Origin of the sequence: Flavobacterium fluviatile (assembly GCF_010645065.1) — a bacterium.
GTDB lineage: Bacteria > Bacteroidota > Bacteroidia > Flavobacteriales > Flavobacteriaceae > Flavobacterium > Flavobacterium fluviatile.
In genome coordinates, this window is the sequence record NZ_JAADZW010000012.1 from 40,176 (window position 1) to 56,911 (window position 16,736).

Genomic DNA, 16,736 nt, shown 5'->3' on the forward strand with positions numbered 1-16,736 from the left:
TTTCATTATTTAAAATTGGTTTAATCAGTTTAAAAAATTGTTATTGGATAGTCACTGCCAGACTATTCACAATATTTTTGGCTGATGTAGCGGTATAAAGCATGAACTCTCCCGATTCAGTTTTCCAGCCTGAAGTTTTTTCATCGTAAAACGCCAGGTCTTTTACTTTTACTTTTAAGTCTACAGTTTTTTGTTCTCCCGGCGCCAGAAATATTTTATCAAATGCTTTTAACTCTTTTTTAGGTCTTAAAACAGACGGTGCAGTTTGACCTGCATACAATTGAACGACTTCAGCACCGTTTGTTTTTCCTGTATTTTTAATGTTGAATTTTACTGTTATTTCATCATCAACGCCATAAACTTTTTTGTCAGCCGTGACATTCGAAATTTCAAAAGAAGTATAAGACAAGCCATAGCCAAAAGGATATTGAGGCTCAATTTGTTTAGTATCAAACCAGCGATAACCCACGAGAATATCTTCATCATAATTCACTTTTAAGTCATGTCCGGGATAGGCTCCTAACGCATGGGCTGGAGACTGGCTTAAGGTAACCGGAATTGTAAAAGGCAGTTTCCCTGAAGGAAACTCTTTGCCGCTCAATACATCAACAATTGCGTTGCCGGCTTCCATTCCGCCATACCATCCCCACACTAAGGCAGAAACACGGGATTCAATACCCGCCAATTCAAGTGGAGAACCGGCAATAATCACGACAATTGTTTTAGGATTTGCTTTCGCTACTTCCTGAATCAAAGTTTCCTGTCCATAAGGCAAACGCATATGTAGCCTGTCAAACGATTCCGAATCAAAATCGTGGTTCAAACCTGCAAAGACAATTGCGACATCAGATTTTTTGGCCTGAGCCACTGCCTCATCGATTAATTTCCAGTCTGCTTTATCTGTGTTTAACTGCCCGGCGCTGCTTCGTTCCACAACATGAGATTGTTTCTCATAGCCCTGTGCAAAATTAATCTGCATCGACTTTCCGTATTTATCTGTTATAGCCTGAAGAGGTGTTACTTCATATAAAGCTTTGATTTCTGAACTAAATCCTCCTCCGCAGTGTGTACGGGTAGCATTATCACCAATAACAGCTATTGATTTTAAGGTACTCATATTTAAGGGCAGTGTTTGCTTTTCGTTTTTTAACAGAACAATTGCTTCTACAGCAGAACGATAGGCTGCCTGCTGATGCTCTTTTGTATTTATAGACCCTTTTATACGGGTTTGAGGATCCAGAACTTTGGTTTTAATCATAACCCTCAGAATGTTTGCTACTTTTTCATTCACAATGCTTTCCTTTATACGCCCTTCCTGTACCGCTTTAATCAAAGGATCAGCAAAGTACCAGTCATTGTAGTTTTCTTTTTCAGTTCCCATCTCTAAGTCCAGACCAGCCAAAGCTGCTTTTTCTGTACTGTGAACAGCATCCCAATCCGACATGTAAACGCCTTTAAAATTGAATTCTTTTCGTAAAAGCGTTCTTCCCAGATAATTATTTTCGGTACAATATTCCCCTCTGAATTTATTATAAGCGCCCATTACACCCAATGCTCCGGCATCAACAACTGAAGATTTGAAACCCGGTAAATAAATTTCACGCAAAGCTCTTTCGCTCATAGTTACATCTACTACAAAACGATTTTCTTCCTGGTTATTGGCTACGAAATGTTTTACGCAAGCTGCAACATCCTGTGTTTGCAAGGCCTTAATATAACTTATTGAAAGTTGGGAAATAAGAAAAGGATCTTCGCTCAGATACTCAAAGTTTCGCCCGCAAAGCGGAGAACGAATGATATTGATTCCCGGGCCAAGTAAAACGTCTTTTTTTCGAAAACGTGCTTCTTCGCCTAAAACAATTCCGCGCTGTTTTGCCAGTTCCAGATTCCAGCTTGCAGCCATAGCTGTTCCCGGAGGAAAGGAGGTAGAGAAATCATCAGTTTGCCCCGTATATTTCCAGTTATGACGATTCATTTCTGCCCTGACCCCATGTGGGCCGTCAGATAAAGCCCATTCCGGAATTCCAAGATGTTTTATCTGTTCCGTGTAAAATTTAGAATTCCCATGCAGCATGCCGACTTTTTCTTTCAGAGTCATTTTCTTAATTAACTGCTGAATTTTTTTCTCAACAGCATTATCTGTTTGTGAAAAAGAACTTTGAAATGCTGAAAACAAAACAATAGCCATAAATCGTAATCTCATTTGATATGTTTTAGAAAACCTTTTGGTTAAATTAAATAATTGATTTAATGATAAATTCGGAAATAAACCCGGTTAAAAGTTTTCAAAAGTAGCCGAATGACGTGTATTGGAATCCTACAAATCGAGCATTTTATATAATAAATGAAGCAGACTTAAAAGAAAAAATCCAAATTTTCAAATCGTTATAATAAATGCATCATGCTTGTTATTCAGTATGGAAATTTTACCTGATCTCAGATAGACTGTTTTACGTTTTAAGGATTGGGTTCCATCAAATGATTAGTCGATATTTCTCCGCTGGGTATTGGCCAGATATAATTGCTGCTGGTTGGCAAGACCAGTGGAGCAGTACCTATAGTCCCTTTTTTTGCAGGCAGGGTTTGTACTTTTCTTTGCAAGTCCATTAGTCGGAAACCTTCGCCTAAAAATTCAATATCTCTCTCTTTTTGTATTGTTGCAATCAGGGCTTCCTTCGTTGCAATCTCATCTTCCGGAAAAACATATCCTGGATCTGCACGGTTTCTTACCGCTTTGAGCAATGCTTTTGATTTTTCTAAATCATTGGTATGAGCAGCTGCTTCGGCATAGTTTAATAGTACTTCAGCATAACGAATTACCGGCACATAGTCCCTAAAAGGTGCTGTTGTGACACTGAATTTTTTTAGTACTTTTTGATTCGCTGCACTTTTACCGATAAGCCCCGAACGGGCATCCGTTGCAGAACTGAATACCGGATCACTAACAATACCTTCTGCTGTCAAAAAAATAATGGGCTGTGTTAAATAGTTATAGGCAAGAGCATATTGTGCAGAAGGTGTTTCGGTGGTCGAGTTCGCAAAAGGAATAGAAAAAACGGCTTCAGTTCCGGTGTAGCTTCCTCCGAAAATAGCAGCATAATTAGTTTCTAATTTTTGAGTTAAATTTCCTTCTGTATATTGAAAAGGCAGGGTAGCAGAAACGATTTTTTCAGATTCTGCAATTACTTTCTCAAAATTATTCTGAACCAATAAAACCCTTGTTTTTAATGCAATAGCTGTACATTTTTTGGCTCTGGAAGTATTGAGCAATTGTGTTGCGTAACTAATTGGCAAATCTGCTTCGGCTTCATCTAAATCTTTTAGGATTTGGGTGTACACCATTTCTACAGAGCTTCGCGCCAGATCATTATTGCCGGATGTAGTTATAGGTGTTAATCGCAAAGGCAGCCCTAAAGCACTTTTGTCCTGATTATAAGGTTTGGCATAAGTCTGAACCAGATTAAAATAGCACAAGGCACGCACAAATTTGGCTTCGGCACTATAATTTTTGGCCAGTTCTTTTGAAATTACCGTAGTTTCATTCATTTTACTGATTAAAATATTGGATGCATTAATGGCGGTGTATCCAATGGACCAGACATTATTTACAAAATCATTTGTTGATGCCACGTTTTGATTCCACACAGCAGAACCGGTTGCTGCATTTCCGTCATTCTGTCCAAACTGATCGGCGCGCTTTTCGTTAAAAACAATGAACCGGCCTCCGTAAAAACTTTGGTTTTGCAGCTGTTTGTATAAATTATTGGTCTGAGCCAGAATTTTCTCCGGAGTACTGAATGCAATTGATTCGGGAATACTGGTTTCAGGCTCAGTGTCTAATAAATCGTCATTGCAGGCGGAGGTGAAAAGTAAAATAATCCAGCTTATAAAAATATATTTTTTCATTGTTTTTGCTTTTAATTAAAATCCAATATTCAACCCCAAAGTATATACCTGGGCATTAGGCGGCACATTTTGATCTTTTCCTGAGTTGATAGAGTTTCCATTGATAGAAACTTCGGGATCCGAACCTCTGTATTTGGTAAAAGTGTACAGGTTATTTCCCTGCAAATACACATAAACAGAGCTGAATGTGTTTTTTAGAAAAGAAGCTTCCAGAGGTACATTGTATCCCAGAGAAACATTCTTCAGTTTTACGAAAGAACCGTCTTCTACTTTTGAAGTGCTTGAAAATGAAAAACCTGCCGAGACATTATCGCCATAATACAACTTTTGAATATCCGTAATCTGGCCTGGTGTTGTCCATCTGTTTTTTATAAATTCCCCATTGTTAAAATAACGCTGGTCTGAATTGGTGGCACGGGTTCCGTTGTAGAGTTTGTTACCTTGTGAGAAAGTCAGGTTTACTGCTAAAACAAAATTCTTATAATTGAAAGTGTTGTTTAATCCTCCAAATAATTTTGGCAATGAAGGTCCTTGTATGACACCATCTTTGTAATTGTCTATTGCCGGAGCAGCGCTGCCATCGAGATACGTCCATTTTGGTGATCCGATATGATTGTACTGTACTTCTTTGCCTTCACTGTTTATAAAGATCATTTGACCGTTTTCGGGATTTACACCCTTATTTGGTACAGCAAAAACAGATCCGATTGAATAACCTACTCTGGTTATATTTTGCACTCCAAATACACTTGGTACAAATACATCGCTCGCTAATGATGTTACTTTATTTTTAAGTGTAGAAAGATTTAGATTTATGTTCCAATTGAAGTTTCTCGCATTAACAGCAAGCGCATTTATCCCAATTTCAAATCCGGTGTTGTACATGCCGCCCAAATTTTCGTTGATATAATTGTTCGGAATTCCTGCAGAAAGCGATTGTGGCGTTTTCAGGATCAAATCCCTGATTTTATTGTTGTAATAATCAAACTCGACTGAAATACGATTGTTTAACATCGAGAAATTCAGTCCTAAATCAAGTTTCGAACTGGTTTCCCATTTTAGATTCGGATTGGCAGTTTGCGAATAACCCAATGTTGGTGCACCGCCATAAGTAGATGAATTATAGGTTCCTATAGCAGGGTAATTTCCTATTTCACTGTTTCCTACAATTCCGTAGCTGGCTCTTAACTTTAAGTTGTTAAGAAAACCGTTTAAGTGGGAGTCTTTCAAAAAAGATTCTTCCGAAAGATTCCAGCTTACAGAACCTCCTCCGAAATTACCGTATTTATTTCCTTCAGACAATGCTGATAAACCATCAATTCTGTAGTTCAGGGTCAGGAAATATTTGTTTTTATAATTGTAGTTTAAGTTGGTAAAATAAGATACCAAGGCATTTTCTGAAAGGTCGTTTCCTATTGGTGAAATATTAGCATAACTTCCCTGATAATTTTTATAATAAGTGTCGGTAACATTGCTTTGTGTAGCACCCCAGCTTTCCAGCGTTGTTTTAATTCTTTCGTAACCTGCCAGAATCATAAAATTATGGTGTTCATTAAAAGAGTCTTTGTATGTAATCGTGTTTGCCCAGTCAGTTCTTGATAAATCAGTAGCGATATTGGTTGCCACGCCGTTGTAAGCGGCACCACCTCCGTGAACTGGATTTAAAAATAGTCTGTTTTCGAGTCCAATGGTATTTAAACCAAAGCTCGTTCTGAAAGTTAGTTTTTTGGTAATATCAAGCTCTCCATACACATTTCCTAAAAGCGATTTGCTAATTGAAGTTGTAAGATCTAGCTCCTGAACCATAGCTAAATTATAGGCATTAATTGTACCGATAATAGCCGGGATATTAGCACCATAGCCCACACTTATACCATTCTGAATGCTGTAAGATCCATCCGGATTGTAAACCGGTACATTGGGAGGCAAAACATAAGTCATCCTGCCTAGTGGCTCATTCGTAATATACTCTGTGTTATAGGTTGATGAGGATAAAGTGTTACCGGCTACGGCACCTGTATTTGGTCCAACATTTTTTGCCCTGCTGTAAGAAAGATTCACACCGGCCCTGATAAACTTATTGAGGTCATGACTGATGTTTAACCGGGTCATGTAATTTTGAAACGTATTATTCTTTATAAAACTATTTTGGTTGGTGTAATCTAATGAAAAATAATATTGTGTCGTTTCATTACCCCCGGAAACATTAATATTGTGATTACTGGAATAACCAGGTTCGTAAGCAACATCATACCAGTTTGTATCTACGGTGCTTCCGTCTGCATTTTGAGAAAGAAAAAATCCGGGTGCTTTGCCTGCATTGACCAGGGCTTCATTTTTTATCATCGTATAATCTTCAGCATTTAATAATTTAGGCAGATTATAGGGAGTACTTCGGCTGAACCAGCTGTTGTAATTGAATCTGGTTTTACCTTTTTTTCCTCTTTTGGTGGTAATAACCATGACGCCGTTTGCTGCTCTGGATCCGTATATCGCAGAAGCAGAGGCATCTTTCAGTACATCGACAGAGGCAATATCATTAGGATTGATTCCTGATAGCGGATTGTTGCCAATAAATCCGCCCAATGATCCGGTAAAAACAGCAACTCCATCGACCACAATTAGAGGAAAAAGCCCGGAAGTAATGGTATTTAAGCCACGAACCCTAATAACAGGTGTGTTGTTCAATACGCTTGTCGACTGAATTACATCGATTCCTGTTCCCTGACCGCCTAATAACTGGTCGAAACTTGTAGTAGGCTGGTTCTGTAATTGCCTGGCAGAAATTGTGGAAACTGAACCTGAAAACTCGGATTTTTTTTGTGATAAATATCCGCTCGAAATCACGACTTCATCTAACTGGCTGGAGTTCTCCTCCAGTATAACTATCAGGCTTTTATCTGACTCTGCAACTAAATTTTGACTGATGTATCCCATCCTGCTAACTTTTATTGCAATAGGATATTTAGCTTTTGTTGCAATAGAAAAATAACCATTTTCGTCTGTCATGACAGTTTCATTAGTTTCGGTTATTTGAATAGTTGAAGCTGCAATTGCACCTCCATTATGATCAGTAATTTGTCCTTCAATGGTATTATTTTGCCCAAAAACCGATAGGTGAACTAAGAAAAAAAAGAGTATTGAGAACCTATTACCGCTTTTGAACAATGTCAAAAAACGGAATATATAGCGTTGTTTCATTTTTTACAAGTTTATAGCATAGCCTGACCAGAACATTGATATGTTCGCGTCAGGTTTTGCTGTATATAAATTGATTAAGTTTGAAAATGATTTAAATCAAATTCAAAAAGAAAGAGTTTAATTAATTCGGATACTTTGTAAAAACGAATTATTATTGGTTACCAGAAAGTAATTTTTGTCTTTTACTTTGATTTTTTCCATGTTTTTCACATCTCCGGGAGTAAAGAATCCGCTTTTAACTGCTGAAACCGGTACGAATGAACCTTTGCCGTTTCCTTTTAAAAGCAATCCATGACCCGCATCATTTCTTGGTGTTTCCACTTCAGAATTAAACATATTGCCCGTAATTAAAGCATCCGGATTTCCGTCCTTATCAAAATCATCAACCGCTATTTGATTGATAGAACTGATTTGTGCTTCGACAGGTAATTTATGGATGACAAATTTGCCGTTTCTGTTTTCCAGATAAATGCTTGCAAAAGATTTTACTTTATAATGCAAGGCTTCTTTAAGTGATTTTTCGGTATAAACATCAACCAGTGTAGCTTGTGAAAAACTTTCGTAATCTTTGAATTTTTTCTTGATATTTGGAATTTGCTGAGAGGAACAGCCACGCCCCCGCACCGGATATTGCTTGCCGTCATTGTAATAGCTCAATACAATATCCTTATGTTTGTCGTTATCAAAATCTTTTACATAAATATCAAAAGTTTCATCAGGAGTGGCCTGATATTTATAATTCAGACCATTATTTCCAACAATGTAATCCATGTCACCATCCTTGTCAAAATCGCCTTGCTGAATGCTCCACCACCAGCCGGATGTGTCGTCAGTAAGTCCCATGTTTTTGGTAACTTCTTTAAAACCAGTTTTCGTATTTTGAAAAACACGTATGGGCATCCATTCGCCAACAATAATAATATCGTCTGATTTATCATTATTAAAGTCCGTAATTACAGCACTGGTTGCCATACCCATATTAACAAACTCTTTAGGTGCTTTTTTTGAAAGTTCGAATTTCGGCTGAGTAGCTGTACTGCGATTCTGCAAAAGATAAGTTGTAGTTGGTGACGGATATTGTCCCGGAACTTGTCTTCCTAAAACCAGAAGATCCTGTTTCCCGTCTTTATCATAGTCAATTGGATATACTTTTGAACCGCTTGTCAGCATCATTGGTAGTACTCCTTTTGGCGCTTTGGTAAATTCGCCTTTTCCGTTGTTGAGGTATAATCTGTCTTGTAATTTTGGATCGTTTATCAAAAATTCGTAGCCACCGCTCACTACATACAAATCATTATCACCATCATTATCAGCATCAAAGATCAATGATCCCGTATCTTCACTAAATTTGTCTTCCTCAAAAGCCGGAATATTTTTTTCTGTAAACCCTTTTTGAGTCTGTAAAAATATTTTTCCTGTATAGCCTGCAGAACCTCCAACGAAATAATCATCAAGTCCGTCCTTGTTTAGATCTCCAACAGAAATAACAGGTCCAAATGAAGACATTTTATGAGGCAGAAGTACCTGATCTTTAAAATCATCGTATTTGTTTTCTTCATGTTTAAAAACCGGGAATACTGCATTTTCTGTTTTAAAAAGAGCATTTTTGGCAATTGGTTTTGAAGCCGTTTCTTCTTTGGCATCCAGCTCTTTAAAACTTAGCGTTTGATTTGCTTTTACATTGTATAACTTTTGAACCTTACCGTTTGTCCAGACTACTTTTACCTCGTCTATTGTTTTGTCTTTTGCTAAACCAAAATGCAATTCAGGCGCTACTGATGACTGAAAACCTCTTGTTAAGGTAAGTTCCTGCATCTGGGTTCCTTTTTTTGTTTTTATGTAAACACGGTTCCCCAAACCATAAGTATTTTTTGAATTTCCTTTGAAATTAATTCTGATGTAATTATTGATTTTCGAACTTGAGTTTTCAAAAACCGAGGCATAATCATCGATATTGTTTACTACTAAATCTAAATCACCATCGTTATCCAAATCAGCATAAGCTACACCATTTGAAAAGCCTTTATATTCGATTCCCCACTTTTTATTTGCCTGTTCAAAATGTAAATTTCCCTTATTCTGAAACATAAAATTATCGATTTTCTCAGATGGGATTTCCTGAGATTTTTTGAGGAGGTCCTTAGGCTGTAAATCCAGAGCCTCTAAGCTATTAAAGAAATCATTATTATTGATTTCTCTTCTGGTTCCGTTGCTTACAAACAAATCTTTGTTTCCGTCATTGTCAAAATCTGCGAATAAAGGTCCCCAGCTCCAGTCAGTAGAGGAGGTTCCGGTGATACGGGATATATTTCCAAAATGTGGTATTCCGTTTTCATTCACTCCTGTATTCAGCTGCATACAGTTGTGCATGTACTGGTAATTAAAGCCCGCATCCACTACATCCCAAAAAAGTTGTGGATTCATACTGGACATATTTGCTTTTTTGCGGCGATTGTCCTTGGCATCCATATCAACCTGAAAAACATCTAAGTTGCCGTCGTTGTTAAAATCAGAAATATCCACACCCATTCCGTAGAAAGAATTATGCAGCATTGCTTCTTTTACAACTTCTTTAAAACTGCCATCCTGATTATTGATGTACATGAAATCAGGTGAGTTGAAATCGTTAGAAACATAAATATCTGGCCAGGTGTCATTGTTGAGGTCGCCAATTGTTGCACTTAATGATAAACCATAAGCCTTTACTCCGGCTTCCTGTGTAACATTGGCAAAATGATTGCCGTCATTTCGATACAAATGCCCGGATTCATTATCTTTAACATGAATCATCATCTGTACGTAATCTCCTGTTGCTGAGTTGAATTTGGTAGGAGGATAGTTGGCTACGAATAGATCCAAATCACCATCTTTGTCATAGTCAAAAAAGGTGCCCTGAACACTGTTTCCAATATCATCAATACCGTATTCTTTGGCTTTTTCTGTAAATGTACCATTACCGTTATTGATGTACAGTTCATTGTTTTTAGGGCCAAATTTTCCGCCAACGCTACAATAAATATCCAGACGTCCGTCACCGTTTACATCTGCCATTGTAACTCCTGTGTACCATCGGGAATCTCCGCCAACGCCGGCTTTTTGGGTAATGTCTTCAAATTTTAAATTTCCTTTATTTAAGTATAATTTATTAGATACCTGATTTCCTGTAAAAAAAATATCTGCGAGTCCGTCGTTGTTTATATCTCCGGTAGCAACCCCCCCGCCCATATATATATACGAGTAAGTAAAATAATTCAGTGAATCATTTTCTGTCAGATTATTGCTGAAATCGATTCCTGTATCAGCATGGTCAAGAGTAGAAAATATCTTTTCACCTGATTCTTTATCAGAACAGCTAACAAGCAATATTAAGCTCAGCAGGCTTAAAAAAGCCAGTTTTATTTTTTTTGTATTTTTCATTTTTATAATAATAAAATTTATCATTTGTTTCTTCAATGTCTAAAATCCCGGTTTTTATGTCAAATACATATAGAGGATTTTACTCCAGTGGATGGAAAAACCGTTTTTTTGATATTTATTTTTGAAAAGTTTTTTTCTCCCTCTTTAATTTTGATAAATTGATTTGGTTGAATGTTTTTAAGCACTTGCTTTTTATGGCTTTTAGGCCAGCTAATTTCGATTTGATCAATAATAGCAGCTTGTCCAATTCCGATTTCCATTCTTAAAGCTGATGCTCCAAAGCTGCCGCCGGAATTCAATATCCTGTACACAGATCTTGTAACACCATTATCTTTGAAAGTGACTTTTACTTTGGCTCCAATTCCGCAACGATTGCTATCTGTGCCTTCTAATTTCAATTTTATCCAGCGGTTGTTGTTCTGACCTGGATTAAGGTATAAAGAATTATAGAAAGAATCTCCAATATAGGCGCCCCCAACTTCTATAAAAATATCAGAATCTCCGTCATTATCCAGATCATTTAGTGCCACCGCATGGCCTTTTTGTAAATTGCCTACCCGCCCCGAAGTAGTAACATCTGTAAATTTTCCATTTCCCATATTTCTAAATAATTTATTAGGAATAAGGGATTTGTAGTCTGGATTTCCTGTGCCAAGATACATATCGAGAAAACCATCGTTGTCTATATCTCCAAAATTTGAGCCCATTGCAAACACTGTTTTACTTAAACCCGAAACTTTAGAAACATCGGAGAATGTACCATCATGATTATTACGATACAAGTACATTTTACTACTTTCATTGGGTACATTCAAAGCTTCCATTGCAATCTGACCGCCAATGGAGCCATTAAATTGATAACCACAAACAAAAATATCCTGCCATCCATCATTATCATAATCCCAAAACCATGTTGGAAAAGTCATTACAGTTAGACCTGCCAAACCAGCCTCGACAGTAGCATCTGCAAAAAACGGAATACCATTTTTAGTGCCGGTGTTTTTCAATAATATTTTCCTTTTATTCATTCCGGAAAGAAACAAATCAATGTCGCCATCATTATCATAATCTGCAGACGTTACGCCTTTTATATAGCTGATGATATCACATTTTGCAGCTTTGGCAACATTAGTGAATGTTCCGTCCTGATTATTCAGGTACAACTCACAAGGGAAGGAGTCGTTAGGTGAGGATTCGTTTCCAATAAATAAATCTAAATAGCCATCATTGTTGAAGTCATTCCACGTACCCGCCTGTGTAGGAAACTCAGAATATAATCCGCTTTTTATAGTTACATCTGTAAAAGATCCGTCTCCATTGTTGCGTAACAACGAATTGGGCTGTCTTCCGAATTTACGCATCCAGGCCCCTCTCAGTACAAAAATATCAGTATCACCATCGTTGTCATAATCGGCTTGTATCATATTCAAACCTCCTTTAAAGCGTCCTATTTCTGATACTTTGGAATAGTCAATAAATTTACCTTTTTGATCATTTTGATAATAATGCATAGCTCCATTCAGACTCCAGTCAGAAGTTACAATATCTAAATAGTTATCATTATTGAAATCATCCAAGATAACACCTCCTGACATGTTTCTGTTTTTTATGCCAACATTAGCAGCAACATCCAGAAAAGGTTTTATGCTGTATCCTTCATTGCTCTGGTTCAGGTCAGGTATTAACCATTGCTTCGGAACTTGTAACGGATAACCTCCAATAGTCATGTAAGCAATATTAAGCAGCCATTTGGACTCATAGTCATGAGGGTTTATATCCAGTAATTTCCTGTAAATTTCAATTGCCTTTTGAGAACCCTGTCTAACTGTATATATTCCGCTCTTTTGTATAGGTATTATGCAGGATTCGGAATTATGGTAATTGACACAATTTTGTTTTTCTCCCAATCTCATGTAAGCAATTGCCAATGATTTTAATGATTCAGAGTCAACTTTTCCGCCCATTTTCATAATTCTATTGACAGCATTTTCTATCACTGTTACAGATTCAGTTTCTTTTCCAAGTTTCAACAATGCGTTCCCTTTATTTAATTCGTTCATTAATTTAAAAAAACCTTCATCAGAACTTTTAATTATTGAGTCATAATAAGCGACTTCTGCTTTTTCGGCAAATGGATTATTTTTTACATTATACATTTTATACCGGGCGTCTAAAATCCGAATCATTTTATCATTAGAATTAGAAAAATAATCACAGGATTGTATCAAAACAGAAGCTATAAACAGCAGTATTAATGGTTGAACTTTCATAATAAGAACTTTTAGATTGGACTAACCCGGCTATTTTTCGAAATTTTTATTTCCAATGTGACGATTATAAAACTTCCAGACTTCATGAGCGACATTTCTGCCCAGTTTAAGGCCTTCAACATTATCAGACTGGATGTGATAACCTCCCATTACTCTGGAAATTCCAGCCATATTAGCTGTTTCGGTAAAGGTTGGAAATTTAAGCACAACAGGTTTTCCAATATTATTTGGTTCTGTCATTGCACCAGGTTCATTCCATGTTGCAGATTCTCCAAAAGTGTCACTTCCGGTCCATAATTTTAATGCTTCACCGCAGCCGCCACTGATTGTACTGTGTCCTGAAACATAGCCCGGAAACGCAGGACATAAAAATATATCCGGTGAGTAAGGTCTCCAGTCTTGTCCTTTCATTTCTATATTTCCAAAACCGGGTCCTCCCCAGGCTTTTATAGTCTGATCTTTATAATAATGATGAACTAAGGCATAAGGACGGGCAAAATCATAAAACATTTTAGTATCCCAACATGCTATAAAACAATCCATAGCAGTCACCTGATTATAGAAAAACATTTTGACATCCTGATCCAAAGTATGATGATCACGTCTGGAAACATCCTGAGCAAATTTTAGCCAGTGACCTGCCTGCTGCACTGATTTTGGGCCATCACGCATAAATTCTACCAGCGCTTTTTGCTCGTTGGTAAGATTATATTGCAAATCAAGTAATTCTTTAACTTCGTTTTTAAGTTGTTCAGAATCTAAAGATGGAGGTGGTCCAGGGCGAAACTGGTCGCCGGATTTTAATCCGACAGGTTTTACTTTGTTCCAAAACGGCGTAGCACAGCCAGGTGCAAACTTTCCGCCTTTTCCATCTGAGAAATATTTTGGCTGCCAGTGCATTACATCATTCATTTCATCCGGAGTATTGACCGGCTTATAGTTTCCATAGTTGAAATAGGGAGTACCATTTGAACCGTCTTCTTCTCCATATTGGTTTGAACCGTCGTGCTTTCTTGCTTCGATTACTGCTTTTGCTGCTAAATTTCCTATTCCTGCCGGCGTTTTGGGATCTAGTGATTTATCATTAGGATCAAGTCCTAATTTGGCCATAAAGTCGGTAAATAAATCTTTATCTGAAAAATAATATTCGCATAACGCATTATAAGCGGCATAACTAACAGCTATCTCTTTGTTTTTGAGTGTCTGTTCCTTAGCAGGTCTTCTTTCAGTATCTTTTAAATATACCGGAATAGCCTTTTGGTCATAACGGCTCCATGCATCAAAAACAGCAACAAATGTTAGTCCTAAATAGCGGGAAGTAACTGTTGGTCTTGGTTTAAATCTGTCAGTATCATTACCGGTGGCAGTAACTGCAATTTGCGACCATTTATATGCTATATTATTTTCTCCTGTTGGTTCTTTAGCTTTATTTTTGGTTTGAGCCAATAGGGTAGTGGTTAAAATACTAAAAAGTAGTATTTTATATAATAGTTTCTGAATTTTCATTTTGGTGGTTTATGGTTTTTTGATAGTTTTTCTTTTCAATTAATAATTGAGAGTTGATGTTAAACTTGAATAAACAGATTCAATCTTAAGTGAAGTACTAAGATTCAATGCCAGAGGATGATTTGTTAAAAATCAGGCCTGTTTAATTTCAACATCTGGAAATACTATTATACCATATCAGGAGGAGGGTAGTTGGTCGTAAAATACCCTGAAAGGAGTTTTCCTTTTGGATTGTATGAATTTAAGGTAACGGTGTAAACTAACTTAGCTGTTGTAACTAGATTAATTCGATCATTAGGAATGTAATCCTGTATAAAGGATTTCATTAATTTTTTACTGGGATTTTCTTTGTTTGAATCGGTATCAAATATCTGACTGTCGACAATTTTTTTTAAATCATAACCCAGCACCGTACGATGTGAGTTTTTTAGACAATATAATTTTAAAACGTTATTTATGATTCTTTTCTTAAAAACATGATAAGTCTTATTTTCGATTACAAAATCTTCATTTGCATATTCAAAGCCGGAATCTACGACATAGGCGTAAGGATTAATTTTAATTTCAATTACTTCAAAATTTCCATTATCAGTCTTTTCCATAGCATTCACCCACACTTGCTGTTGTTGTTCAGCAAACATGATATAAAATCCTAAAACATTGTAAAACAACGTCACGATTAAAAAAAACAATGCAATTTTTTTCATATGAAATAAAAACTGATCGGTGTTCTTACTATTATTTAAGAATTGGGCAATCTGATTCGTGCAATTACTAAAAGCAACTTACAACCGTTGTAGCTGTTCTTATGGAAAAATGAAATAAGTGTATAAAGTTTTTTTAAATATTATGGCAGATAATTATGCTTTGCATAGTAAATAAACAGCGCATTTGCATACGCTGTTTATCAAACACTAACTTAACCTAACTAACTTAATTCATTTAGTAACCAGGATTATTATCACTTGGTTTTATATTCGGATTAGAAGATGTTTCCCTGTTTGGTATTGGCCATAATTCACTTTTACCAACCTGGAAACCTTTATCTTTTAGTTCTTCAGCTGCTAACCCCCATCTTATAAGGTCATCAAAACGAACCTGCTCTCCGGCTAATTCTACCTTGCGTTCATGAATAATGGCGTTAAAAACGTCATCCTTTGTTGCTGGGATATTAGTTGTTAAACCGGCCCTGTCCCTAACTTCTTTGATATAAGCTATAGCAGCCGTTTGTGAACCTCCTGTTCTTTGATTTTCACATTCTGCTTTCATAAGCAGTACATCTGAATAACGCATAACCTTGAAGTTAATGCTCGATTGCTGTAATTCGGATACCCTCTTATAGTAATTTTGATATTTTTTCCAGCCAGCTCTTCGAGTACCATTACCAAAATTTGCAGCCGTCATAGTATTTGCTCCGTTATTATATTTTGATCCCGGTACATAAAAAGTATCCCCGAAACGAAGATCACCAGCTTCATATTCATCTAACAGATCATCCGTTGGGAAGACATTATACCAATCCAGGTTACCATATTCCTGACCTCTAAGAGTCGATTCAGCTTTTCCTTCTCCTGAAGTGTCACTACCCCATTTATCACCCACTCCCAGAGCTTCATCATACTCAATCTCAAAAATGGATTCCGGACCATGCTCTGTTTCATCCATAAAATTATTATAGAACTGACCTTTAGGCTCTAATGTAAATCCAGTGACTTTATTAAAAGCCGCTAAAGCTTCATCATATTTCTTTTGATACAGAAGCGCTTTTCCTAAGTAAGCAAAAGCAGCTTCTTTGGTTGCTCTTCCTTTTTCTTCGACGTCTTTACTTAATAAGTTTTTCGAAGCAAAATCAAAATCATCTGTAATTAATTTATAAACTTCCTCTTTAGGGCTTCTAGCGGCACCGTCGATGGTTTGTGTAGTATAAATTGGTAAATCTCCAAAACGAGGGACTAATAGAAAATAATAATAGGCTCTTAAAAAGTGGGCTTCACCTAAAAATTTATTTTTTTTCTCTTGTGTTAAGACTGAGTTTGGCAATGCCTGAATCTTTTCTTCATTGTCTAATACGAAATTGGCTTTAGCAATTCCTAAAAAACAAGCCTCCCAGTAGTATTGAATAATATCACTGCTGGCATCGAAAGAAAAATTCGCAAAAGGTTTTTTGTTACCTTCTAATCCACCATTTCCTTGATTTTCTGCAGACATAAGGTCTAAAGCAAAGAAAATATGTCTGGCATACAATCCTCTTGTTTGCAAGTTAGCGTAGGCTGCATTTACAGAAGATTGTACCTGATTTTCAGTCTTAAAGAAAGTATCAGGTGATAATGCATTTGGATTAGTTAATTCTAAATCCTTAGTGTCACATGAATTTATTGCCAAAATTCCAGATAACACTACAACTATATATTTTATTTTTTTTCTCATTATTGATAT

Annotated in this window: 8 protein-coding genes; all 8 read right to left on the reverse strand. The window is 36.6% G+C overall.

What is annotated here, in order from left to right:
- Positions 1-40 precede the first annotated feature (40 nt).
- Positions 41-2,203, reverse strand: a complete 2,163-nt coding sequence (locus tag GXM17_RS13045; RefSeq protein ID WP_163399765.1) for a beta-glucosidase — start codon at positions 2,201-2,203, stop codon at positions 41-43.
- 254 nt (positions 2,204-2,457) lie between these two features.
- Positions 2,458-3,906, reverse strand: a complete 1,449-nt coding sequence (locus GXM17_RS13050; protein ID WP_163399766.1) for a RagB/SusD family nutrient uptake outer membrane protein — start codon at positions 3,904-3,906, stop codon at positions 2,458-2,460.
- A 15-nt stretch (positions 3,907-3,921) separates the two neighbouring features.
- Entirely contained in the window at positions 3,922-7,107 is a 3,186-nt protein-coding gene (locus tag GXM17_RS13055) for a SusC/RagA family TonB-linked outer membrane protein (protein ID WP_163399767.1), read from the reverse strand.
- Positions 7,108-7,224: 117 nt separating this feature from the next.
- Positions 7,225-10,524: a VCBS repeat-containing protein gene (locus GXM17_RS13060; RefSeq protein WP_163399768.1), complete on the reverse strand. Its 3,300-nt coding sequence runs from the start codon at positions 10,522-10,524 to the stop codon at positions 7,225-7,227.
- 59 nt (positions 10,525-10,583) lie between these two features.
- A complete protein-coding gene (locus GXM17_RS13065) occupies positions 10,584-12,794 on the reverse strand; it encodes an FG-GAP-like repeat-containing protein (RefSeq protein WP_163399769.1) in 2,211 nt (736 codons plus the stop codon).
- Positions 12,795-12,824: 30 nt separating this feature from the next.
- Positions 12,825-14,300: a vanadium-dependent haloperoxidase gene (locus GXM17_RS13070; protein WP_163399770.1), complete on the reverse strand. Its 1,476-nt coding sequence runs from the start codon at positions 14,298-14,300 to the stop codon at positions 12,825-12,827.
- A 167-nt stretch (positions 14,301-14,467) separates the two neighbouring features.
- Positions 14,468-15,007 carry a hypothetical protein gene (locus GXM17_RS13075; RefSeq protein ID WP_163399771.1) on the reverse strand — a complete coding sequence of 180 codons (540 nt, stop codon included), beginning with the start codon at positions 15,005-15,007 and terminating at the stop codon, positions 14,468-14,470.
- Between the two features lie 235 nt (positions 15,008-15,242).
- Positions 15,243-16,727 carry a RagB/SusD family nutrient uptake outer membrane protein gene (locus tag GXM17_RS13080; protein ID WP_163399772.1) on the reverse strand — a complete coding sequence of 495 codons (1,485 nt, stop codon included), beginning with the start codon at positions 16,725-16,727 and terminating at the stop codon, positions 15,243-15,245.
- Between the last annotated feature and the right edge of the window lie 9 nt (positions 16,728-16,736).